Raw genomic sequence first — 23,211 nt, 5'->3', positions numbered from 1 at the left:
CCGGACATCATGGGGCCATGACGAACGCCGCCTCTCCCCACGCGATCGCCGCCGTGCTGCGGCCCCTCGACCCGGCCTATGCGCCGACGCCTCTCCGCGATCTGCCGGGCCTCGCGGCCCGGCTCGGCGTGGCGCAGCTTCTCGCCAAGGACGAGAGTCCGCGCATGCTCGGCAGCTTCAAGTCGCTGGGCGGCACCTATGCGGGCCTGAAGGCCCTGGCGCGGGCCGCGGGCATGGATCTTCCCGATCTCCTCGCGCGGCGGCCGGGCGGCCAGCCGGCCCTCGTCTGCGCGAGCGACGGCAATCACGGGCTAGCGGTCGCGGCGGCGGCCCGGTTCGCCGGGGCACCGGCGCGGGTGTTCCTGCACGAGGGCGTCCCCGCGGCACGGGCCCGCCGCATCGCCGATCAGGGCGCCGCGATCACGTGGGTGGCAGGCACCTACGACGACGCGGTGGATGCGGCCGCGGCGGCGGCGCGCGAGGGCGGCGCCATCCTCGTCGCGGACACGACCGACGATCCGGGCGATCCGGTCGTGCGCGACGTCATGGCCGGGTACGGCGTCCTGGCGGCCGAGATCCGTGACCAGGCGGCCGCCGCCGGGCCTGCGCGACCCACGCATCTGTTCGTCCAGGCCGGCGTCGGCGGGCTGGCCGCGGCGGTGGCCGACGGTCTCGCGGGCTGGCTGGCCCCGCCGGGCCTCGTGGTGGCCGTCGAGCCCACAGCGGCGGCTTGCCTGCCGGCCGCGCTCGCGGCGGACCGACCCGTGCGGGTGCCCGGCGCGCTTCACACCGCCGCCGAGATGCTGTCCTGCGGCGAGGCCAGCGCGCCCGCCCTCACCGTCCTGCGCCGCCACGGCGCCCGGGTCGTGACCGTGTCCGAGCCCGGCCTGACGGCGGCGCCCGGGATCCTGGCGGAGCACGGCGGCCCGCCGACGACGCCGTCCGGCGCGGCGGGCCTCGCGGGTGCGCTCACCGCCCTCGCGGATCCGGGCTTGGCCCGGGAGCTCGGGCTCGACCGGGAGAGCCGCATCCTCGTCCTCGTGACCGAGGGCGCGCTGGCGGCCTGAGCGGGGGAACCCCGCCGGCCTGCCTCCGCACCCGTGAGCGACGGAGCGAACCGTGACCCCGCCCCTCTCCATCGACGCCGCGCGCTTCCTCGGTCGCCTCGGGTCGCTCGCCCGGATCGGCCGTGACGCGCAGGGGCGGCTGACCCGCCTCGCCGCTTCGGACGCGGACCGGGCCGGCCGCGACGCCCTCGCCGCCTGGATGCGGGAGGCCGGCCTGGAGGTGATGGTCGACCGGATCGGCAATCTGATCGGGCTCTGGCGCCCCGGCGGCCGCGATGGAGCGCCCGTGATGATGGGCTCGCACATCGACACCGTCATCGATGCCGGCGCCTATGATGGCTGCACCGGCGTCCTCGCCGGGCTCGCCGTCGTCGAGACGATGCGGGCGGCGGGCCGGGAGCCGGCGCGGCCGCTGGCCGTCGCGGCCTTCACGAACGAGGAGGGCGTGCGCTACGCGCCGGACATGCTGGGCTCGCTCGTCGCCGCGGGCGGCCTCGCCGTCGAGGAGGCGCTCGCGACGGTCGGCACGGACGGCACGATCCTCGGCGAGGAACTCGCGCGCATCGGCTATGCCGGCCCGCACGAGCCCGGCTTCCTGCGGCCGCACGCCTATGTCGAGCTGCATGTCGAGCAGGGACCCGTGCTGGAGCGGGAGGGGATCGCGATCGGCGCGGTCGAGGATCTCCAGGGCATCTCCTGGCAGGAGGTGACCATCGCGGGCGCGGCCAACCACGCCGGGACGACGCCCATGGCGATGCGGCGGGACGCGGGCGTGGCGGCCGCGCAGGTCGTGACGTGGCTGCGCGAGCGTGCGAGGGCCGGCAACGGAAGGAGCGTCGCGACCGTGGGACGTCTGCGCCTGGAGCCGGATGCCATCAACGTGATCCCGGCCCGTGCCGTATTCACGGTCGACCTGCGCGACCCCGACGCGGCGCGCCTGTCGGCGCTCGAAGCGGATTTCGCGGCGCGGCTCGCTGCGGTTGCGCGGGCCGAGCAGGTGACGGCGACGGTCCGGCGCCTGGCCCGGTTCGATCCGGTCGCCTTCGATCCCGGCATCGTCCGGGCGATCGAGGCGGCGGCCGGGGCGCGGGGCCTGTCGACGCGGCGCATGACCTCGGGGGCCGGACACGACGCGCAGATGATGGCCCGGATCTGCCCGGCGGCGATGATCTTCGTCCCGAGTATCGGCGGCATCAGCCACAATCCGCGCGAGCGGACGGCCGACGCCGATCTCGTGGCCGGCGCCAATGTGCTGCTCGACGTGGTCGTGCGCCTCAGCGGCGCGGATCCCGCTTCCCCGTCCGCCGGTGCCGGCGCGTAGGCGGGCCTCCGCCGGACCTGGCTTCCGCGGACCTGGCTTCCGCACGGCCGCAACCCGGCGCGCCGCGACCCGGCCCGCGGAGCGCCGCGATCGCCATCGGTGCCAAGCCGCGCCGGATGGCCGCTCCCACGCGCCGCCCCGTCATGGTCAGGACGGCCGGCGGGTGGATACGCCTCGGACGGGTTCCGCGCGCGCTACATCGACGCGAAGACCGAACGGGCGGCCAGCTGGTACGAAACCCCGGGGGCGGTCCGACTTCTCGACACGCCCGAGGGTGCCGTGCCGATCCCCCGGGTGATCCTGCTGACGACGGCCGCCGCGGCGCTGACGACGGCCGGACCGCCGTGAAGGCCTGACCGGACCACCGCGGCGCGCCGGTCCTGCCGAAGCGCTCTAGGGCGTCTCTGCAAACTCATGTGAGCCAGAGCATTGTCATGCCGAGGGTGACCATAGCGAGGTAGTTGGTGGCCCGCTTCTCGTAGCGGGTGGCGATGCGGCGATACTGTTTGAGCCGGTTGATCAGCCGCTCGCCCCTGTTGCGTTCCCGGTAGGCGGCCTTGTCGAAGTCGGGCTGACGCGGCTGATCCTTGCGGGTCGGGATCACCGGCTCGACCCGCCGCTGCCTGAGCCGGCGGCGGGCGGATGGGCTGGAGTAGCCTCTGTCGCCGGCCGCCCGGCGCGGACGCAGGCGGGGCCGGCCACGCCCCGGCCGCCGCACCGCGCCCTTGTCCATCAGCGCGTCCAGCGCAAACTGCTCGTGCCGCTCGCCAGCCGTCAGGACGGCCGCCATCGGCTTGCCCCCGCCCTCGGCACGCAGATGCAGCTTGGTCGAGAACCCACCCTGGCTACGCCCGAGCGCCTCGCCCGCACCCTCGACCGTCCCCTCACCCCCCGATGGCGCCGGACCGGCGTGCGCCGGCGGCGTGCTGGTGGGCGCGCACCACCGTCGCGTCCACGAAGTGCAGGTCCCAGTCAAGGTCGCCGCGGGCATCCGCCTGCGCCTGCAGGCGCTGCAGTACCCGGTCAAATACGCCGGCCTTGCACCAGCGGTAGAACCGGCTCGAGACGGTTCCGACCGCCCCGTAGCGCGCCGGCAGGTCCTCCCAGGGCGCGCCCGTGCGCAGGATCCAGAGCATGCCGTTGAGCACCTGGCGGTGATCCACCGCAGGACGGCCGGTGCGCGGCTTCTGCGGCGGAAGCAGCGGGGCGATCTGCTCCCACTGCGCGTCGGTCAGTTCAAAGCGTCGCATCCCGATCACGTGGGGGCTCGGCCCGACCGTGTGAACCCCTTTGCAGAGACGCCCTAGTACGGCACCCGGTCGGCCTTCGCGTGATACTTCTTCCAGACCTCGACCGCCTCGGCCCGCATGATCTGGCGGGTCGGGATCGAGCGCTCGCCCACCGGCTTCTTCAGCTCCCCGTAGATCATGCTGTCGTCGAAATCGCCGTAACGGAGCGCGTCCTCGTTGGTGGAGGCGTAATAGATGGCCTTGATGCCGGCCCAGTAGGCCGCCGCCATGCACATCGGGCAGGGCTCCGCGCTGGTGTAGAGGACGGCGTCGCGCAGCTTGAAGCTGCCCTGCGCCTTGCAGGCCTTGCGGATCGCCTCCATCTCGCCGTGCCAGGTCGGATCGTTCTCGGCGACCACCCGGTTGGCGCCCTCCGCCAGGATCTTGCCGTCTTGGACGATCACGCAGCCGAACACCCCGCCGGCGCTCTCCACGAGCGAGGTCTGCTCCGACAGCGCGATGGCGCGGGCCATGAAGTCCTTGTCGTCGTCCGTCATCCAGAAGATCCTTTCGTCTCAGGCCAAGCTTTCGTCTCAGGCCAAGAGGGTGAAGATGGTGAGTTCGGCCGCGTAAAGCCCCAGCATGACGCAGGCGCCGCGGATCTCAATCCGCCGCCGACGGCCCGGGTCCGGGTGGAGCCACCAGCCGAGCCCGGCGGCTGCGATCCGCATCAGGGGCCAGGATACGAGCGCCACGCTGATCGCGTTGCCGACGAACGTGGCCACCGCTGGCGGCAGGCCGGCGGTGAGCGGGCTGAGGAAGCGGATCTCCAGCATCACCACCGGGAACAGCACCAGCAGGACCAGGGCGGTCTGCTTCCAGGCCGGCGGCGCGGCGCCCGGCTCCTCCGGAAACCAGCCTGCGAACGGGCCGTCGAGCCGCCGGCTGGTCCAGGTCGCGACCGCCGGGTCGGCCCGCCGGAGCAGCGCCTGCCGCTCGGGCGAGCCGAGCCACGCATCGAGCTGGCCCGGCGTGGCAAAGCGCACGAGCGCCGTCCAGTACGGGATCCGCGGCGGCAGGGGCGCCTGGACGAGCGTGCCCGCGTAGCCGGGGAAGCGCGCCTGCGCGGCCTGCGCGGCCTCGGCCCAGACGCGGAAGGCCTGCTCCCGGCCGGGCTCCACCCGGGTCGCGATCACCTCGGTCACGCTGGCCAGCGCGTGGAAATCGGGCGCGGCCTCGTCCGGTGCGGCGGGGTGGTCAGGGTGAAGCAGGGGCTGGAGCGTCGTGAGGCACGCCGCCCGGGCCTCTCCGCGGCGCCAGGCATCGAGCGCCGCCGCCGTGCGGAAGCGCTGAACGACGTGCCAGTCCGGTGCCTGCGGGGCGACCGGGACGACCTCGATGCTGACGAAGCCCGGGGCCGCGCAAGCCACCCGGGTCAGCGCGGCCTGCCAGCCCGCAAACGCCTCCTCCATGCCCGCCCGGAGGCTGACCCGGGTCACGATCGCGGTCACGCGGGCGGTGCTGGGCGCATCCATGAGAGGCGGCGGGTGCGAGGAGGCGGCCCGCAGGCTATGCGCCGGAGGCTACCGAAGCCTTAAGGCCGAATCGAACCGAGCGTCGGTCGCTGCCCGGAGAAGGGCGACGGGTAGACGACCCGGACCATGCGCGCAGGCTGTTCGTGCGTCGCGGGTTTGTCCGTCGCGATCTGCGCGGCTGATCGGTCGAAATCCACCCGCACGTCCTCGCGTGAATCGCCGATCGGCTGCGCCGCCTGACCGGGCGCTCCGACCAGTGCGGCCGATGCGGCGGCCGCCACGACACAGATCATCCAGAACTTGCCCATCGCCCTGTCCTGATTTCATCGCGGTTCGACTGCCTTCCCGCGATGCGTCGACGATACGTCGTCGACGGCGGATGCAGGGCGATGAACAGCGGATATCCTTGCTGTCGAATGGGTATTATGGCCAAGCTGCGCGGGTGACCGTGTGCTGGCGCACGGGAGCAAAGGCGTTATCCACAGTCCCGCACAGCTCGCGTGGTTTCGGCCGAGACGGCAAGCCTCCTGTCATGTTCATGGTTCGTTCGGAGCGGATCGAGCGGGTGAGCCGCGGCGGAGATCGGGCGAGCCGGTCTCCGTCATGGGATGCGGTGTCATGGGATGCGGTGACGATGACCTGTCTCCATGAGCGTGCGGGTTGGCCTCGATTCGCGGGGGCGAACCGAGGCCGTCGGCAGGACCATCCGGCTGGACGCAGGGAAGCGGCGGGCTTCGGTCCGCGCACCGTGGCTGTTCGGCGCCCGCTGATGGCGGGTCGTTCGGCGCGGCGGGTGAGCGGGCTCAGATCTGGGCTTGGCCACCATCGACGAAGAGCTCGATGCCGTTGACGAAGCTCGCATCGTCCGAGGCCAGGAACACGGCCGCCTTGGCGATCTCGTCCGCCTCGCCGACCCGGCCCATCGGGATCCGGGAGGCCAGAAAGTCGAGCAGGCCCTGCTGCTGGGCAGCGTCCGGGCCGGCGAGTTCGACCAAGCCCGGGGTGCGGGTCGCGCCGGGGCTGAGCGTGTTCACCCGGATGCCGCGGCCTTTCAGGTCGAGGATCCAGTTGCGGGCGAACGACCGCACCGCCGCCTTCGAAGCCGCGTAGACGCTGAAGGCCTGCGTGCCCTCGGTGCCCGCCGTCGAGCCGGTCAGGATCACCGAGGCGCCCGGCGCCAGCAGCGGCAGCGCCTTCTGCACGGTGAACAGCACGCCCTTCACGTTGCGGCCGAAGGTGTCCTCGTATTGCGCCTCCGTGATCTCGCCGAGCGGCAGCATCGAACCGCCGCCGGCATTCACGAACAGCACGTCGACGCGCCCGGCCTCGGCCTTCACCTGCCCGTAGAGGTGGTCGAGGTCGGCGAGCTTCGAGGCGTCCGCCCGCACGCCGGTGGCGGCCGGGCCGATCTCGACCACGGCCTTGTCGAGCGCCGCTTGGCGCCGGCCGGTGATGAAGACGCGGGCGCCCTCCCGGGCGAAGCGCTTGGCGGTGGCGAGGCCGATGCCGCTGGTGCCGCCGGTCACGACGGCGATCTTGTCGGTGAGCTTCTGGGTCATGGTCGGGGCACTCCCGTTCGGGTGGTGAGCGGAGGATGGCGTCACGGCCGTGGTTGCGATAGGGAAACGTCTGCAAACCATCGTTGCAGATTTGTCGATGTCGAAACTGCCGGATTTCGAGGGGTTGGCCCTCTTCGCCAAGGTCGCGGAGGAGCGCTCCTATGCGGGCGCCGCGCGCGCCGTCGGCGTGTCGGTCGCCACCGTCTCGCGCGCGGTGAGCCGGCTGGAGGAGCGGCTCGGCGGGCGCCTGTTCAACCGCAGCTCGCGCCAACTCGCGCTCACCGAGTTCGGCCTGCGCGTCGTCGAGGGCGCCGCCCGCTCCTACCGCGAGGCCGAGGCCGCGGAGGACGCCGCGCGCGAGCTGTCGAGCCGGCCGCGCGGCACGGTGCGGCTTGCGGTGCCGATGTCCTTCGGCCTGCGCTGGGTCGCGCCGCTGCTGCCGGAGCTGTTCCGGCTCTATCCGGACATCGCGGTCGATCTGCATCTCTCCGACGCCAGGGTCGATCTGGTCGGCGAGGGCTTCGACGCGGCGTTGCGCATCGCGGCTCTGCCCGATTCCGCGCTGGTCGCCCGGCGGCTCATGCCCGTCGCGCCGCTGGTCGTCGCGGCGCCGGGCTATCTCGCGCGGCACGGCCGGCCGTCGCATCCGGCCGACCTGAAGCCGGAGCATTGCCTCGGCTATGCCTACCGTGCCCGGCGGGGCGTCTGGCGGTTCAGGGGCGAGGGCGGCGAGGAGGTGACCGTGGTCCCGTCCGGCCCACTTCGGGTGACGAATGCCGACGCGCTGCTGCCGACGCTGCTCGATGGCCTCGGCGTGGCGGAACTGCCGGACTTCATCGCGGCCGAGTATCTCGCGGATGGACGCCTGGAGGCGCTGCTGCCCGAGTGGTGCCTGCCGGGCGGGGCGCTCTCCTTCGTGACGCCGAGCGCGCAGGCGCGGCCCGCGAAGGTGGAGGCCCTGGCCGAGTTCTTCGCCGCGCGGCTCTCCCGCGTGGCACCTGGATACCGATGAGCGGGACCCGCGGGGCGCATGGCGACCTGTCGGCCCCCTCCCCTGCTTCTCTGCAGCGTCACGATATCCTGACGAATCGTCGCCGGCAGCGTCATCGCTGAATGGAAGGGCCTTGACCCGAACCGGCCCATCGCGAGGCGCCGGGCGAATGTCCGGTTGCGAGCGTTTTCCGGAGAGTCGATTCCACTCCGGATATCCGGACACGGTGGCTCGACTGGCTGACGCGCTGGGCAGGACCCAACCTGCGTGGTAGGGTTTCCCTTCGTGTTCCGGAGATCACCTTCCGTAAACTTGAACGATGCGCGTCCCTGTGGGTCCAGAGGAGGCGCTGCGCGGAACCAGGAGACCCCGCACGTGCCGGATCGCTGCGCGCACGGCCCCTCTCACGACGACGTCTCGGTCGGGAGCCTCCGCGAGATGCAGGGCCGACCGGCTGCGAGGATTGGAGTGCGGGCGTCCGCTGGTCGTCCACGAGCCGTTCCGGATCGAGGGGCCATGACAATGCGGCGCGGCCGAGTTCCCGTCGCGGGGGTGATCCGCTGATGGCTGCCGGTTCGCCCGAGCTGAAGGCGTTCTTGATCGAGACGCCCTTCTTCGGCGGCCTCTCGGATGCGAGCCTGGCTCTCCTGATCTCGATGCTGGTCGAACGACACTTCGAGGCAGGCGCCACGGTGATCGCCGAGGGAGAACCGGGGCGATCGATGTACATCGTACGCTCCGGAAATCTGCTGGTGAGCAAGCTTGGACATTCGGGATGCGTGATCGATATCAATCGTCTCGGACCCGGGGACTTTTTCGGTGAAATGACCCTCATCGAGGTCCAGAACCGGTCGGCCACCCTGATCGCCGAGAGTTCCGTCGTTGTGTATGAACTCACGGCTCGGAACCTGTACACGTATTACAAGGCCGACATCTACGCATACGCGATGGTGATGCAGAACATCAACCGCGAGCTCTGCCGGCGGCTCCGCCGAGCCGACGCTCGCATGGCGGAGCTGGTGAATGCTCCGCACGGGCCGGTGACGCAGTTTCGCGCGCGTCCCAAGGAATAGGGATGCTAACTATATTGTCTTGATTGGAGAGACTATCATCAGGGATTTGCCAATTCAAATATCTGGCGATTTTTGATATGGATTGGCGATAATTTTTAGAAAAAACTCCATCCCATTCCCAGCCTTATCCTGAGATCCGGCGATCGACGGTCGCCCAGCGCCGCTGGGGTGGGAGAGGCTGCAACCCCTGTCAAACAGGCTCTCATACCGCCGCGCTTATGAACTGATCTGTTCCAAGTAGGGATAGGCGCAGAGGGACTTGATGCGGCCGGTCTCTGCCGCGAGCGCAGTCCAGGCCCGGCAGCACGCCTCGACGACGGCCTCGTCGTCGGCGAGGAGCCGATGGGAGAGGTAGCGCTCGCGCAGGTAGAGCCAGACACGCTCGACCGGGTTCAGCTCGGGACTGTAGGGCGGCAGCGGCACGAGGGTGAGGTTGGGCGGGAGCGTCACCGCGCGCGGATCGTGCCAGCCCGCACCGTCCCGCACCATCACAGCGTGGGTGTCGGCTGGGATGCTGGCCGCAAAGTCGGCCAGGAAGCGATCCATGGCCTGAGTGCAGACCCGCGGCAGCACGAGGGCGAACTCCTCGCCTGTGGCGGGCCGCACGGCTGCGAAGATGTAGGCTGAGGCGAAGCGCTTGTCGCACAGCCCTGGTGGGCGTTGGCCGCGCACCCACCAGCGATGGCCGGTCCGGCCCTTCTGGCCCACGCGCGCCTCGTCCATGAACCAGAGCGCGATCGTCTTGTCCGGATGGGCTTGGGCCGCCGCCGCTACGGCGGTGCGAAGCCCCCTTTGGCGAAAGCGGCCGCCGCACGGGCGTTCCGCTTCGGGTGAACGGGCCTGGCCTTCTGCTTCGACAGCCCGAGCCGACGCACGACCCGCGACATGGATTGCGGGCACATCGTCTTGTCGAACCGCTCCTCGATGAAACGGCAGAGGTCCGGCAGCGTCCAACTCGACGGCTCCCCTTGCTCGGGATCTGGCCCAACCAGGATCCGATGCACCAGAACTGCTTGCTCACCCTCGCTGAGGATCTCTCGCCTGTGGCCGTGCGGACGATCCACCAGCCCGGCCAACCCCTCGGCATTGAACCGGATCACCGCATCGCGCAGGGCTTGGCGCTCCATTCCGGCCGCCCGCGCCGCCTCGGCGCGGCTCATGCCCTCCAGCGCGTTGGCGACGGCTAGGAGGCGCTGCATCGTGCGTCGGCGGGGCTCGCGCCGGGCCAGGCGACGCAACTCGGCGGCGCTGGCGAGATCGGTGCGGATCGTCAGGCCCGGTCGTGCCATCGCGGCCTCCTGCTGCACAGGCCGCAGGCCAGCACAGACGCGCTGCACAACCAACTCACGTTCGAGTCAACGCCAAAGCGCGGCGGTATCATACGGTTTCCGGATGATCGCTTCGCGATGCGGAAACCGGCCTCGCTCAGGCGCCGCGCGGGCTCGTGATACGGTTTCCGAAAGTGATCTTCCGGAAACCGTATCATCCGGGGCGGGGTGCGCGCGGCGCGGGTGGCGGTCACGTTCTCACGCGACTTCGATCGGACGCCGTCCGGTCTCGGATCGCCGCCATCACCCATCGGCGCCGGCCGATCGGGGAACCCCTTCGGGACAGAAGGACCACGCACCGGTCCAGGCACGCGGCCCAAGGGCGGTCCCAAAAGCGGATCCCACAAGCGGATCCCAAGAGCGGATCTCTTGGCTTGGTCCCCGAGTGTGATGCCGATCACAGTCCTCATCCACCCCCTGGCGTAATCAATGTCTCGTCTTCAAGCAGAGAGGCGAGACCGAACAACACCAGAGCCTGCAAGGACACGCTCTACGTCATTGTTCGTCATCGTCAGTTTGGGGGCCTTCGCAAAGACCGATCAATCTATCGAGAAGATGGAGAATTCATCATGTCCACGAAGTTCGGAACGGCCGGAAACGACTACATCGACTTCATCAGCCAGGGCAACAGCGACGACACCGCCTATGGGCAGGGCGGCAACGACACCATCCTGGGCTGGAACGGCAACGACCATCTCGACGGCGGCGCCGGTGACGACAAGCTCTACGGCGAGAGCGGCAACGACTATCTCGACGGCTGGACGGGTGACGACAAGCTCTATGGCGGGGACGGGAACGACACCCTCCTGGGCTACGACGGCAACGACCATCTCGACGGCGGCGCCGGCAACGACTCCATGTACGGCGAGAGCGGCAACGACTACCTCGATGGGTGGACGGGTGACGACTACATGAGCGGCGGCGCCGGCAACGACACCCTCCTGGGCTACGACGGCAACGACAAGATCTACGGCGGCACCGGCAACGACTACCTCGCCGGCGAGAACGGCTACGACCAGCTCTACGGCGGCGACGGGAACGACACGCTCTCGGGCGGCGGCAGCTACGACGATCTGTACGGCGGCAAGGGCGTCGACACCATGACGGGTGGCGAGGGCGCGGACTGGTTCAAGTTCGAGACCGGCGACACCGGGGACGTCTATGCCGGCCAGGCCGACACGATCACGGACTTCAGCGATGCCGACCAGATCTTCCTGAAGGGCAACTACACCTATGCCGGCGACACCAGCGCACCGGGCGAGGGCCAGTACAGCATCTGGCAGAAGGACGGCGACTTCGTCGTGACCTACAACTCCTCCACCGACAGCGGTTTCCACGACATCGTCGTCAAGGGCGGCGACCCCCACGGCGACATCTCGTTCTACTGAGAGACCGCGGCCGGTCATCGGCAGAACCGCACGAAACAGTCCCGCCGGTGCCGAGCCGGCGGGATTTTCATCGTCTGCCGATCCGTTCGCCGGAGCGTCCGCCTCGATCCGGCCCGCCGCTGCGGGATCGGCACCCGGCCTCCTGCGCCGATGGGATCACCGGTCCGGCGGCCCGACGGCTCCCGTGTGATGCCCATCACGGAACGCCGGAGGCGGTTCGATACAGTTCCGATGCCCGGTGAGGGTGCCGAGGCCCATCCAGCTCAGCACGGAGTGACGCCATGAAGACCGCCCCTCAAGACGTCGGATCCGTGCTCGCGGGCTGCCGCTCGGGCTTCGTCAGCCTGTTGGTGACCAGCGGCCTCGTGAACCTGCTCTACCTCACCGGCTCGCTGTTCATGCTGGTGGTGAGCGACAACGTCATCCCGAGCCGCTCCGTCCCCTCCCTCGTCGGGCTCGTCGTGCTCGCCATGATGCTCTACGCCTTCCAGGGCGTTCTCGAGACGATGCGCGGTCGCATCCTGACCCGCTTCGCCGCCGTCCTGGACGATGGCCTGAGCCCGCACGTCTTCAAGGTCATGGTGCACGGCCCTCGCGAAGGGGCCGCGCCGGGCGGCAGCTATCTGCCGATGCACGATCTCGACCAGCTGCGCAGCTTCCTCTCGAGCCCCGCGCCGATCGCGCTCTGCGACCTGCCCTGGATGCCCCTCTACTTCGCGCTCTGCTTCCTCTTCCATCCGCTGATCGGCGTGACCGCTCTCACCGGCGCCCTGTTCCTCGTCGGGGTCACCCTGCTGGCCGACCGGCTCACCCGGAAGCCCCTGAAGGTGGTGAGCGACCACGCCATGCGCCGCAGCGTCGTCACGGATGCCGGCTGCCGCAACGCCGACGTCATCCTCGCCATGGGCATGGAGACGCATTTCGCCGCCCGCTGGAACGAGGCCAACCGGAACTACCTGATGGCCCAGCAGCGCGTCTCGGACGTCGGCGGGGCCATGGGATCGCTCTCCAAGATCTCGCGCATGGCCCTGCAATCCGGCGTGCTCGCCGTCAGCGCCCTGCTCGTCATCAGCGGCGACGGCAGCACCGGCATCCTGCTCGCCTCCTCGCTGCTGCTCGGACGGGCCCTGGCGCCGCTCGATGCGACGATCGCGAACTGGAAGGCGGTCGTCGCGACGCAGCAATCCTGGAAGCGGCTGACGGCCCTGGCCACGCAGGGGGCCGCCGCGCCCCGCAAGGCCGGCCGGCCCGCGCCGTGCCACGTCTTCAAGGTGACCGGCGTCAGCATCGCTCCGCGCGGCACGCAGCGCCCGACGGTCCGCAACGCCAGCTTCGGCCTGAAGGCCGGACAGGCCGTCGCCGTGATCGGCCCGAGCGGATCGGGCAAGTCGACGCTCATCCGCGGCCTGATCGGCGTGTGGCCGCTGCTGCGGGGCGCGGTCGAACTCGACGGGACCTCGATCGAGCAATGGCCGCAGGACGATCTCGGCCGCCACATCGGGTATCTGCCCCAGGAGGTGACGCTGTTCGCCGGCACGATCGCGGAGAACATCGCCCGTTTCGCCCCGGATGCGACGCCGGCGCTCGTGGAAGCGGCCGCGAAGGCCGCGGGGATCCACGACGTCATCGAGCGCCTGCCCGAGGGCTACGACACCGAACTCGGCGAGGGCGGCAGCGGGCTCTCGGGCGGGCAGCGGCAGCGGGTCGGCCTGGCCCGCGCCCTCTACGGCGAGCCGTTCCTCGTCGTGCTCGACGAGCCGAACGCCAACCTCGACAGCGAGGGCGACGCGGCCCTGACGCAGGCGATCCTCGGCATCCGGGCGCGCGGCGGCGTGGTGATCGTGGTGGCGCACCGGATGAGCGCGCTCGCCGGGGTCGACCTGGTGCTCAAGATGGAGGACGGCCAAGTGCAGGCCTTCGGTCCCAAGGACGCGGTCCTGCGCCGGCCCGGCGGCGCCGACGCTCCGGCCATGCCCCGGCCCGTTCGCCCGGTGCCCGCCCCCATCGCGCAGAGCGCCTGAGGCTCCTCTCCCCGGCCGCCCCGCCTCCCCCGAGATCCGGCGTTCCCCGGATCCGGGATGGCGGGCCGGCGCAGTTCCTCCCGGCCACTTCCTCCCGACGACACGCGAACGAGGTCCAGAACCATGCAAGCCCGCCGCATCCTTCTCATCGCCTCCGGCCTCGTCCTGGCTTCGCTCGAAGTCCGGGCGGAGGCGTTCCGCCTGCAGCTGCCGCTCGCCTGCGAGCCCGGCCGGACCTGCTTCGTCCAGCATCATGTCGACCACGATCCCGGTCCCGAGGCGCGCGACTACGCGGGCGGACCGCGGACCTACGACCGGCACGACGGGACCGATTTCCGCCTGACCTCGGGCGTCGCGGCCGCAAGCCCGCTCGGCCGCGTGCGGGCCGCGGCGGCCGGCACCGTCCTGCGCATCCGCAACGATGCGCCGGACGTCTCGGTGCGCGAGAGCGGAATCGCGTCGGTCGAGGGCGTCGAGTGCGGCAACGGCCTCGTCGTGGCCCATCCGGACGGCTACGAGACCCAATATTGCCACCTCGCCCGGGGCAGCCTCAGGGTCCGGCCCGGCGAGGCGGTCGCGGCCGGCCAGGAGATCGGCCAGGTCGGGCTCTCGGGCGCGAGCGAGTTCCCGCACCTGCACTTCACGGTCCGCCGCGCCGGACGGATTCTCGACCCGTTCGCACCCGAAGGCCCGGGGACGGGAGCGGGAGACAGCCTCTGGGACGAGGCCCTCCGCGGGCCGCTCGCCTACCAGGCCGGCACCATCCTCAACGCCGGCTTCTCCGACGGGCCGGTGAGCATGGCGGCCGTCGAGGCGGAGACGACCGGAACGGCCGGCGCGCAGGCCGATGCCCTGGTCGCCTGGGTGCGGGTGATCGGGCTCGATACCGGCGACGTGCAGAGCCTCGTCGTCAGAACGCCCGACGGCCGCGTCCTCTCGGCGGGCCGGCAGCCGCCGCTGGCCAAGCCGCGTGCGCAATCTCTGATGTTCGTGGGCAAGAAGCGTCCGGCCGGGGGCTGGCCGGCGGGAACCTACGTCGCGACCTTCAGCCTGCTGCGCGCCGGAAGAAGCGTCGCCGAGCACAGCTTCTCCGTGCGCCTGCCGCCCCCCTAGATCGTTGTTCTTGCTGCGTTTCTACAACCGGCACGCGCGTCCTTGAGCCGGACCCGCCTCCCCATCGGGGCGCCCGCCCGAGCGCCCGCGAGTGTGACGCGCGTCACGGTTCGCGGCGGGCTGTCCGTCCTAAGGTCTCATCACGCCCGAAGACGACGCCCAAGAACACGATCAAGAACAGGAGACCGCGTGATGCCGACCACCCTCTCGATGAGCTCCGCCCGGTCCGCCGCGCCGCCCACCCGGACGGATCCGGCTCACGCGGCGATCCGGCGGCAGGCCCGCTGGACCGCTCTCATCGGCGCGGTCCTGGTCGGCGGGATCGGTGGCTGGGCGACCTTCACCGAGATCGGCGGTGCGGTCGTGTCCTCGGGCCAGCTCGTCGTCGAGAGCGACGTCAAGAAGGTCCAGCATCCGATCGGCGGCACGGTCGGCGAGCTGCGGGTGCGCGAGGGCGACCGCGTCAAGGCCGGCGACATCCTGATCCGCCTCGACGAGACGCAGCTGCGCGCCAACCTCGACATCGTGCTGCGCGCCCTCGACGCCCTGACCGCCAAGCGGACCCGCGAGGAGGCCGAGCGCGACGGCGACATGGCCCTGAGCTTTCCGTCCGACTTCCAGGCCCGGGGGGCCTCGGACGAGGCGGTGGCCCGTCTGATCGACAGCGAGACCCGGCTGTTCATGGCCCGGGCGAAGACGCGTCAGGTCCAGAAGTCGCAATTGCGCGAGCGGATCACGCAGCTCGAGCAGGAGATCGCCGGCACCACGGAGCAGATGGCCGCCAAGGCGCGGGAGGTCGCGGCCGTGACCCGCGAGCTTCAGGGCATCCGGGAGCTGTGGGAGAAGAACCTCGTCCAGATCTCCCGCCTGACGAACCTGGAGCGCGAGGCCGCCCGGCTCGACGGCGACCGGGGCAAGCTCCACGCCTCGATGGCGCAGGCCAGGGGCAAGATCAACGAGGTTCAGCTCCAGATCATCCAGATCGACGAGGACATGCGCAACGAGGTCAGCAAGGACCTGGCCGAGATCCGCAGCAAGTGGCAGGAATACGAGGAGAAGCAGACCGCCGCCCTGGACCAGCTGCGCCGCACCGATCTGCGCGCGCCTCAGGACGGCATCGTCCACCAGATGACGGTGCATACGGTGGGCGGGCTCGTCACGCCGACCGAGCCGGCGATGCTGATCGTGCCGGAGGCCGACGAACTCGCCGTCGAGGTGCGGATCCAGCCCAAGGACATCGACCATGTCCACATCGATCAGGCGGCGATCCTGCGCTTCTCGGCCTTCAGCCTGCGCACGACGCCCGAGATCAGCGGTGTCGTGGATCGCGTGGCGGCGGACGTGACGCAGGATCAGAAGACGGGGCAGAGCTTCTACAAGGCGCGCATCCGGGTGCCGGAGGCCGAGCGGGCGCGGCTGGGCGACCTCCGCCTGGTTCCGGGCATGCCGGTCGACGCGTTCCTCAAGACCGGCGACCGCACGGTCCTGTCCTACCTGACGAAGCCGCTGATGGAGCAGATCGCCAAGGCGTGGCGTGAGAAGTGAGGACGGCGCGGCGCCCGCCGCCCCGGCGGGTGCCTGCCCATGACGGACGTGCGCCCGAGGCCAGCGGGCCGCGAGAGGCGCCAGCGCCGTGAGCCGGTCCCGATGGGCCGGGGAGAGATTCAAGGGGGCCGTGCCGACTTCCCCTCCTCCGCTTCGAGGGCGCTTCGCTCCTCGATCCTCGCTCGCCCGCACTTCAGGAGGAGGGCGGGAGAGAGCCGGAGGGCACACCGCTCCTCAGCATGAGGAGCGGCAGAGAATGCCTCCGATCGGACGCGACGCCTGTCGTCCTTCCTGCCGAGGATTCCTGTCTGCGGCTCCGGCTTGCACAGGCGCAACAGCCACTTGGCGCAACAGCTACTTGGCGCAACAGCTACTTGGCGCAACAGCCACTTGGAGCCTCGGACGAGGCGGGAGGCCCCCTTCTCGTCCCCGGACAGCCATGCACCGCCCGGGCGGACGCCTGGAGCAGCGCCCGATCACATCGCAATCGGACGCTGCTCTCGGTCCTTGATTTTGCCGCCTTGTCTGCGACGAACCGGGATCCACTGCGTCGGAAGATGCTCTAGCGGCCGTGATGGCGGTGGGCGCGCGGCTTGCGGCCGGTCCGCGTGACGGTCACCCGGATCACCTCGGACATCACCGGCGGCGCATGCGGGACGTGGTCGGCATCGGCCAGGACGAGTTGCAGGCTGTGCGTGCCGAGGGGGAGCGTCACCAGCGCCTCCGTCTGACCGAGGCCGAAATGCAGATGCTCGAAATCGTTCGGGATCCGGGTGTTGAGTGAGCGCAGGGTGGTGTCGATCAGCAGGTGATGGTGGCCCGTATTCGCCTTGTCGAAGCCAGCCGGTGCCACGCCCATTCCGGTCAGGCCGAAGCGGATGAGCGTCTTGCGCGCCACGACCGCGCCGTTGCGCGGCTGAACGAAGTACACGCGGGCTCCGGGCGGCGAGGAACGCTGCTGGACGGGGCCGCTCACCGCTGCGGCGGGCGCTGCGGCGGGCTGCGCGGCGACCCGGACCTTGATCACCTCGGACGCGACCGGCGGGCTGTGCGGGATATGGTCCTTGTCGGCGAGCAGGAGTTGCAGCGTGTGCTCGCCCGGGGCCAGGTCGACCTCGGCCTCGGTCTGGCCGGCGCCGAAATGCACATGGCTGAAGTCGTTCGGAATCGGCCGGTCGGGCGCCGGCATCGGCACGTCGATGAGAAGATGATGGTGCCCGGAATTGGGACGGTCGGAGCCCGCCGGCGCCACTCCCATGTTCCGCAGGCCGAAATGGATCGTCGCCTTCGGCGGGATCGTACTGCCGTCCTTCAGGTCGATGAAGTAGACGACGGCCCCCGGTGGGGCCGGCGTCGGGCCTCCCTTGCGCTCCTGCGCACAGACGGCGCCCGCGGTGAGCAGCAGAGCGAGCGCCGCCCCGGCCAAGCCGTATGCGAGTGGATTCCCCGGATCAGTCACGATGCCTCCCGCGCTCACGGGCTGATCAGAGCCCGCACTCCCCGAAGGGGGCGATGCCGGTCCGGTTCGAGCAGGACGAGTGCAGCATCCGTACGATGATGGTGAAGGAGCAGCAATTGGAAAAAAAGTATTATTGGCCCGTGATCGTTGGATCCGGGCTTGAATTGCGCGAGGACATGGGTTGAATGATTGTTGTGGGCGGATCAATTCCACATGTGCCGTAATCCTCGGTCGTCCGTTCACATGCGTGCAGGTCATCGTTCATGCCGGGACGAATCGATGCTCGGAACACTCCGGAGCCGCAGCCTCGGGAGGGGTCGCCCGGCCGCATCCGCGGCGGCGCCCTGCGCGTCCTGCTCGCGCTCTTCGCGCTCGTCGCCTGGATCCACGGCGGGCGGCCCGGGCAAGCCGAGAACCCGATCGGCGCGGGACGGCGATTCGCTCTCCTCGTCGCCAACAGCCGCTACCCCGATGCGCAAGGACCCTTGCCGACGATCGTGAAGGACGGGCGGCTCCTCGCCGAGGAATTGCGGCGTGGCGGCTTCGATGTCGATCTGCGCGAGAATTTGCGGCGCGAGGACGTCCAGGCGGCTCTCGACACGTTCTACGCCAAGCTCAACGCGGGCGCCGCCGCACTGTTCTATTTCGGTGGTTACGGCATCCAGGTCGGGCGCCAGAGCTTCCTGATCCCGGTGAATGCGCAGATCTGGTCCGAGACGGAAGTTCGCCGGGACGGCATCAGCCTCGATGCGATCCTGGGCGAGATGAACCGGCGCGGCGCGCGCGTGAAGATCGCCGTGGTCGACGCGGCCCGGCAGAACCCGTTCGAGCGCCGCTTCCGCGCCTCGTCCGCCGGCCTCGCTCCGGTCGACGCGCCCGAGGGCAGCCTGGTCCTGTTCTCGGCCCCGCCCGGAAAGGTGGTGCGCGAGGATGACGGCGATGTCAGCCTGTTCGTGAGCGAACTCGGGAAGGAGTTGCGTGCGCCGAACATCACCGCCGAGGAGGCCTTCGCGCATACCCGGATCGGCGTGTCGCGCGCCTCGAAGGCGGAGCGCGTTCCCTGGATCTCCTCCTCCCTGATCGAGGAGTTCCGCTTCGCCGTCGCGCCGCCCGCAGCACCGTCCCCCGCCCCGGCGGACCGCGCCGGCCCGGTCGAGCCTGCCCGGCCGGCGCGCCGCCCACCGGCCGATCCCGTCGTGCAGCCGCCCCCGCCCACACCGCCGCCCGCGGCCGCGTCGCCTTCCGTCGCGGCCTTGCCGCCCCCGGCGCCCCCCCGGGCCCCGGCGCCGGCGCCGGAGAGCGGTCAGCCGGTCGGGCAAAGCCTGCGGGACTGCGAGAGCTGCCCCGAACTCGTCGTCGTGCGGGCCGGGACCTTCGAGATGGGCGCGGCTTCGTCCCCGTTCGATCGCCCCGTGCACCGGGTGACCATCCCCCGCCCGTTCGCGATCGCCCGCCGGGAGACGAGCGTCGACGAGTGGCGCAGCTGCGTCGAGGCCGGGGCCTGCAAGTACCGGCCGAACCCGGCGGAGGAGCAGTCCGGCACGCACCCGATCACGAATGTGAGCTGGTTCGACGCCAAGGAATACGTGGCGTGGCTCAGCGCGAGAACGCACCAGACCTACCGCCTGCCGAGCGAGGCCGAATGGGAATACGCGGCCCGCGGCGGCGCGAACACCGCCTTCCCCTGGGGGGCTCAGGTCGGTGAGGGCAAGGCCAATTGCCGGGAATGCAGCCGGGTTGCGGGCCGGGGGCCGACCGGCGTCGCGAGCTTTCCTCCGAACGGCTTCGGGCTCTTCGACATGGCCGGCAACGCGGCCGAATGGGTCGAGGATTGCTGGAACGAATCCTACCGGGGCGCCCCGCAGGACGGTTCGGCCTGGCTGACCGGGACGTGCAGCCAGCGCGTCCTGCGCGGCGGCTCGTTCGACAGCGCCGCCGCCTACGTGAAGCCCGCCGCGCGCTTCCGCTACGACGCCGATGTCCGCTACTTCGCCAACGGCTTCCGGGTGGTGCGCACGGTGCCGTGAGGCCGGTCACGCGCAGGGGGATTCCTGCGCCGCCCGGGCCAGCGCCTCGGCATCGCGCAGGACGACGCATCCGCGGCGGAGATCGAGCAGACCGGCGCGGCGCCAGACCTGCAATTGGCGGTTCACGCTCTCGCGGGTGCCGCCCACATAGGCCCCCAGTTGCTCCTGCGAGATCTGGATCTCGTTGCCGAAATCCTCGGCCAGGACGGTCAGGCGGCGGGCGAGCCGCGCGCCGAGCGAGAGCGTCGCCATCTCGGTCATCTGTCCGGCGATGTAGCGGATCCGGTTGCAGAGCAGGCCGATCAGCCGGATGGCCACGTCGGGCTCGCGCGCGAGATAGGCGAGAAGGTCCGAGCGCCGCAGGACGTAGACCTCGCTCGCCACCGAGGCTACCGCATCGGCCGTGCGCTCGCGCCCGTCGAGAAGCGCGATCTCGCCGAACAGGTCTCCGGCGCCGAGGCTGTTGAGCACGATCCGCCGTCCGGACTCGGTTCCCGTCTCGATGCGGACCTCGCCGCGCCGGACGCCGTAGAGGGCGTCACCGGGATCGCCGACCTGGAACAGGATCTCGCCGGCCCGGACCGTGCGCGTGGTCGTCAGCCCTGCGAGGCAGTCGATCACCGCGGGCCCGAGGTCGGAGAACAGGGGATTCAAGCGCAGGAGCAGACCGAAACCGGAGCCGTTGGACATGATCGCGATCCCTAGCCCAGGAGAGAGGCAGATTCTCGCGCGAAACTCGGTTACTGTGCAAATTCTTGATCGCGATTGCCGCATGGTTGCGATTAACAAATGTTCGTTCTGACCTGTTCGATCGTGGCCCGCGTCATCCGCGGCCGGTGCCGGCCGTCGATGCCGGCCCGGCCTTGCGGAGCCTGCTGATGCGGGCGCAGGGCGTCCTCTCGTCGGCGCCGAGCCTGTCCTGGCAGGGCAGCCTGTTCCGCAAGTACGTGCTCACGCTCGTCAGCCTCGTCGCCCTGGTTCTGGCGATCAATGCGGCCGTCGAGACATGGTTCTTGTACCGGGAGACCGTCGCGCGTGTCGCCCATGTCCAGTCGGCCTACGCGGCCCAGGCGGCCGCTTCCGTCGAGGAGCGGCTCGCCGAGATCGAGCGGCAGGTGGGCTGGGTCACGCGCGCGAGCGCCCAGAGCTTGGCTCAGCACCGTGAGGACTACATCGCGCTCCTCGACCAGACGCCGATCGTCCTCGCGCTCGCCTTCATCGACGACGAGGGCCGCGAGCGCGTCCGGGCCCGGCGGGCGAACAGCCCGGGACACGCGGTTCCGAGCGATTTCGGGTCCGCGCCGCAGCGGCGCGGTTTCCAGGACCTCCAGATCGTCGGCGGCGAGATCTATGCGAATCTCCTGCTGCCCCACCCGGCCGCGGGAACCGGCGCCACGCTTGCGCGCGTCAGGCTCGCCGCCCTGGCGGAGAGCCTCCCCGCCTCCACCGCGGGGGCCGGGAGCTACGCCGATCTCGTCACGCGGGACGGGTTCGTCGTCGCCCGTTCGGAGGGCAGCCCCCATGCGGTGGGCGACCGGCTCACGCTGCTGGCCCCCGGTCCGGCGACCTATGCCTATGATGCGGCGGGCCGGCCGGTCCTGGCCACGCAGCACGATCTCGGCGTGCTGCCGGCCTCGCTCATCGTCGAGCAGCCCCTCAACGAGGCGCTCGCCCCCCTGCGCGACCTCCTGATCCGTCTCGTCTGGCTTCTCGCGGTCGGCCTGATCGTGGCGATCTGCGCCAGCCTGCTCTTGGCCCGCCGCATGCTGGTGCCGATCCGCGCGCTCCATGCCGGGGCCGAGCACTTCGCGGCGAACCGCTTCGAGCACCGCATCGCCGTGCGCACGGGCGACGAGTTCGAGGCGCTGGCGACGCGCTTCAACGACATGGCGGATGCGCTCTCGACCTCCTACGCGCGCCTCGAGAGCGAGATCCGGCGTCAGACGCACGATCTCGCCCAGTCGGTCAACGAGCTGCGCGCCCTCGAGGAAACCGGCCGGGCCATCGTCGCCTCGTTGCAGATCGACGACGTCGTCAAGGCGATCACCGCGCGGGCCGCCGCCCTCGCGGGGTCCGAGGCCAGCGCGGTCTACCTCGTCGAGGGCCCCGACAACGCGTTCCGCCTCGCCGGCAGCCATGGCCTGCCTGCCGGCGCGATCAGCGGGACGCTGCCCGAGAATGCCCTCGCGGGGACCGGCGACGACACCGGTGAGGTCGTCCGCATCCGCGATCTGACCATGATCGGCGGATTTCCGGCGAGGGTGGCGGACGGATTTTGCGCGGCCACGCTGATCACCCTCGCCGACAGCGACGGCCGTCTCGGTTTCCTCCTGCTGCTGGCCCGCGACGGCGCCGCTCCCCCGCGGAGTTCGGACCACGTCCTGCATACCTTCGCGCATCAGGCCGCCCTCGCGATCCGCAACGCGCGCCTCTTCCGGGAGGTGGACGAGAAGGGCCGGCAGCTCGCCGCAGCCGACCTCCACAAGACGCAGTTCTTCGCCAATATGAGCCATGAACTCCGCACGCCGCTCAACGCGGTGCTGGGCTACTCGGAACTCCTCGCCGACGGCCTCTACGGACCGCTGAGCGAGAAGGCCAGCGAAGCCCTGGAGCGGATCCAGATCAACGGCCGCCACCTGCTGAGCCTGATCAACGACGTCCTCGATTTCACGAAGATCGAGGCCGGTCTCCTGGTCCTCAACGTTCAGGACTACGCGCTCGGCGCCCTGATCGAGTCGGTGAACTTGGCCGCGGCCTCGCTCGCCGAGGCGAAGGGGCTCGCGCTGAAGCTCGACATCCCGCAGACCCTGCCGATCGGACAGGGCGACGAGCGGCGCCTCACGCAGGTGCTCATGAATCTCGTGGGGAACGCCATCAAGTTCACGCAATCCGGCTCCGTCGAGATCGCCGCCCGGGCCGTGGATGCGAGCTTCGTCATCACGGTGTCCGACACCGGGCCCGGCATCTCGCCCGCCGATCAGGCGCGCATCTTCGACGAGTTCCAGCAGGTCGACAGTTCAAGCACGCGCCAGCAGGGCGGCACGGGGCTCGGTCTCTCGATCGCGCGCCGGCTCGTCCTCCTGCATGGCGGCCGGATCGAGGTCCAATCGGAAGTCGGACAGGGCGCGGTCTTCCGGGTGACCCTCCCGATCCGCACGCAGATCGAGAGGGAGGCGGCCTGATGAAACGGATCCTGATCGTCGAGGACACGGAGGACAACCGGCGCATCCTGCGCGACCTTCTCACCGCCGCCGGCTACGGCATCGTCGAGGCCCCGGATGGGCGGCGCGGCGTCGAGGCGGCCCAGACCGAGCAGCCCGACCTCATCCTGATGGACATCCAGCTCCCGGTGATCGACGGCTACGAGGCCGCGCGCCGCCTGAAGGCGGATCCCGCCACCCGCCACATCCCGGTCGTCGCCGTGACCTCCTACGCCCTGTCGGGGGACGAGGATCGGGCGCTGGCGGCGGGCTGCGACGGCTACGTCGCCAAGCCGTTCAGCCCGCGCAAGGTGCTGAGCCTCGTGCGCCAGATGCTCGTCGAAGCCTGACGCGG

21 protein-coding genes and 1 pseudogene are annotated in these 23,211 nt (G+C 70.5%); 12 read left to right on the top strand and 10 right to left on the bottom strand.

Annotation, left to right across the window (positions count from 1 at the left end; all coding sequences use genetic code 11):
- Positions 1-17: 17 nt before the first annotated feature.
- From ACE101_RS11735 to ACE101_RS11725, 3 genes are all read left to right on the top strand, one after another.
- On the top strand, positions 18-1,067 hold the full coding sequence (locus ACE101_RS11735) for a pyridoxal-phosphate dependent enzyme (RefSeq protein ID WP_379129389.1): 1,050 nt from the start codon (positions 18-20) through the stop codon (positions 1,065-1,067).
- A 52-nt stretch (positions 1,068-1,119) separates the two neighbouring features.
- Entirely contained in the window at positions 1,120-2,388 is a 1,269-nt protein-coding gene (locus tag ACE101_RS11730) for a Zn-dependent hydrolase (RefSeq protein WP_379129387.1), read from the top strand.
- A 99-nt stretch (positions 2,389-2,487) separates the two neighbouring features.
- Entirely contained in the window at positions 2,488-2,736 is a 249-nt protein-coding gene (locus tag ACE101_RS11725; RefSeq protein WP_379129385.1) for a hypothetical protein, read from the top strand.
- A gap of 64 nt (positions 2,737-2,800) precedes the next feature.
- Here the strand turns inward: ACE101_RS11725 and ACE101_RS11720 are convergent, their stop codons facing one another.
- From ACE101_RS11720 to ACE101_RS11695, 6 genes are all read right to left on the bottom strand, one after another.
- Positions 2,801-3,379 (bottom strand): IS5 family transposase, encoded by a 579-nt coding sequence (locus ACE101_RS11720; RefSeq protein ID WP_379129184.1) that lies wholly within the window; start codon positions 3,377-3,379, stop codon positions 2,801-2,803.
- Entirely contained in the window at positions 3,273-3,638 is a 366-nt protein-coding gene (locus ACE101_RS11715) for an IS5 family transposase (RefSeq protein WP_379129181.1), read from the bottom strand. Before ACE101_RS11715 ends, ACE101_RS11720 begins: the two co-directional genes overlap by 107 nt.
- Positions 3,639-3,691: 53 nt before the next feature.
- On the bottom strand, positions 3,692-4,174 hold the full coding sequence (locus ACE101_RS11710) for a nucleoside deaminase (RefSeq protein WP_379129382.1): 483 nt from the start codon (positions 4,172-4,174) through the stop codon (positions 3,692-3,694).
- Positions 4,175-4,210: 36 nt separating this feature from the next.
- On the bottom strand, positions 4,211-5,128 hold the full coding sequence (locus tag ACE101_RS11705) for an antibiotic biosynthesis monooxygenase (protein WP_379129379.1): 918 nt from the start codon (positions 5,126-5,128) through the stop codon (positions 4,211-4,213).
- A gap of 83 nt (positions 5,129-5,211) precedes the next feature.
- A complete protein-coding gene (locus ACE101_RS11700; RefSeq protein ID WP_379129377.1) occupies positions 5,212-5,460 on the bottom strand; it encodes a hypothetical protein in 249 nt (82 codons plus the stop codon).
- 495 nt (positions 5,461-5,955) lie between these two features.
- Positions 5,956-6,711 (bottom strand): SDR family NAD(P)-dependent oxidoreductase, encoded by a 756-nt coding sequence (locus tag ACE101_RS11695; RefSeq protein WP_379129374.1) that lies wholly within the window; start codon positions 6,709-6,711, stop codon positions 5,956-5,958.
- A gap of 97 nt (positions 6,712-6,808) precedes the next feature.
- On the opposite strand from ACE101_RS11695, the gene ACE101_RS11690 reads away from it, so the two are divergent.
- A complete protein-coding gene (locus ACE101_RS11690) occupies positions 6,809-7,723 on the top strand; it encodes a LysR family transcriptional regulator (RefSeq protein ID WP_379129372.1) in 915 nt (304 codons plus the stop codon).
- A 542-nt stretch (positions 7,724-8,265) separates the two neighbouring features.
- The gene (locus tag ACE101_RS11685; protein ID WP_379129369.1) at positions 8,266-8,775 is read left to right on the top strand and encodes a cyclic nucleotide-binding domain-containing protein; all 510 of its coding nucleotides are present in this window, start codon (positions 8,266-8,268) and stop codon (positions 8,773-8,775) included.
- A 216-nt stretch (positions 8,776-8,991) separates the two neighbouring features.
- On the opposite strand, the pseudogene ACE101_RS11680 reads toward ACE101_RS11685, so the two are convergent.
- A pseudogene (locus ACE101_RS11680) lies at positions 8,992-9,528 on the bottom strand (IS630 family transposase); the annotation flags it as partial.
- 17 nt (positions 9,529-9,545) lie between these two features.
- Positions 9,546-10,064 (bottom strand): winged helix-turn-helix domain-containing protein, encoded by a 519-nt coding sequence (locus ACE101_RS11675; RefSeq protein WP_379129366.1) that lies wholly within the window; start codon positions 10,062-10,064, stop codon positions 9,546-9,548.
- A 608-nt stretch (positions 10,065-10,672) separates the two neighbouring features.
- Between ACE101_RS11675 and ACE101_RS11670 the strand changes: the two genes are divergently transcribed.
- The 4 genes from ACE101_RS11670 to ACE101_RS11655 all read left to right on the top strand — a co-directional run bounded on the left by ACE101_RS11670 (position 10,673) and on the right by ACE101_RS11655 (position 16,170).
- A complete protein-coding gene (locus tag ACE101_RS11670) occupies positions 10,673-11,491 on the top strand; it encodes a calcium-binding protein (RefSeq protein WP_379129363.1) in 819 nt (272 codons plus the stop codon).
- Between the two features lie 281 nt (positions 11,492-11,772).
- The gene (locus tag ACE101_RS11665; protein WP_379129360.1) at positions 11,773-13,512 is read left to right on the top strand and encodes a type I secretion system permease/ATPase; all 1,740 of its coding nucleotides are present in this window, start codon (positions 11,773-11,775) and stop codon (positions 13,510-13,512) included.
- Between the two features lie 123 nt (positions 13,513-13,635).
- On the top strand, positions 13,636-14,625 hold the full coding sequence (locus ACE101_RS11660; protein ID WP_379129358.1) for a M23 family metallopeptidase: 990 nt from the start codon (positions 13,636-13,638) through the stop codon (positions 14,623-14,625).
- Positions 14,626-14,817: 192 nt separating this feature from the next.
- Positions 14,818-16,170 (top strand): HlyD family type I secretion periplasmic adaptor subunit, encoded by a 1,353-nt coding sequence (locus tag ACE101_RS11655; RefSeq protein WP_379129355.1) that lies wholly within the window; start codon positions 14,818-14,820, stop codon positions 16,168-16,170.
- Between the two features lie 562 nt (positions 16,171-16,732).
- On the opposite strand, the gene ACE101_RS11650 is transcribed toward ACE101_RS11655, so the two are convergent.
- Positions 16,733-17,629 (bottom strand): DUF4399 domain-containing protein, encoded by an 897-nt coding sequence (locus ACE101_RS11650; RefSeq protein ID WP_379129352.1) that lies wholly within the window; start codon positions 17,627-17,629, stop codon positions 16,733-16,735.
- 263 nt (positions 17,630-17,892) lie between these two features.
- Between ACE101_RS11650 and ACE101_RS11645 the strand changes: the two genes are divergently transcribed.
- Positions 17,893-19,656: an SUMF1/EgtB/PvdO family nonheme iron enzyme gene (locus tag ACE101_RS11645; protein WP_379129349.1), complete on the top strand. Its 1,764-nt coding sequence runs from the start codon at positions 17,893-17,895 to the stop codon at positions 19,654-19,656.
- 6 nt (positions 19,657-19,662) lie between these two features.
- On the opposite strand, the gene ACE101_RS11640 is transcribed toward ACE101_RS11645, so the two are convergent.
- On the bottom strand, positions 19,663-20,346 hold the full coding sequence (locus ACE101_RS11640) for a Crp/Fnr family transcriptional regulator (protein ID WP_379129347.1): 684 nt from the start codon (positions 20,344-20,346) through the stop codon (positions 19,663-19,665).
- A 188-nt stretch (positions 20,347-20,534) separates the two neighbouring features.
- Here ACE101_RS11640 and ACE101_RS11635 point away from each other — a divergent pair, with 188 nt between their 5' ends.
- Both ACE101_RS11635 and ACE101_RS11630 read left to right on the top strand, forming a co-directional pair.
- Positions 20,535-22,838, top strand: coding sequence for an ATP-binding protein (locus tag ACE101_RS11635; protein ID WP_379129344.1), 2,304 nt, complete (start codon positions 20,535-20,537; stop codon positions 22,836-22,838).
- Positions 22,838-23,206, top strand: coding sequence for a response regulator (locus tag ACE101_RS11630; RefSeq protein WP_379129341.1), 369 nt, complete (start codon positions 22,838-22,840; stop codon positions 23,204-23,206). The genes ACE101_RS11635 and ACE101_RS11630 overlap by 1 nt, the downstream gene beginning before the upstream one ends.
- Positions 23,207-23,211 lie beyond the last annotated feature (5 nt).

The organism is Methylobacterium carpenticola (assembly GCF_042748905.1).
In the GTDB taxonomy this organism is placed as follows: Bacteria; Pseudomonadota; Alphaproteobacteria; order Rhizobiales; family Beijerinckiaceae; genus Methylobacterium; species Methylobacterium carpenticola.
Note: the sequence above shows the minus strand (reverse complement) of the source record. Positions and strands in the feature narration are given on the sequence as shown.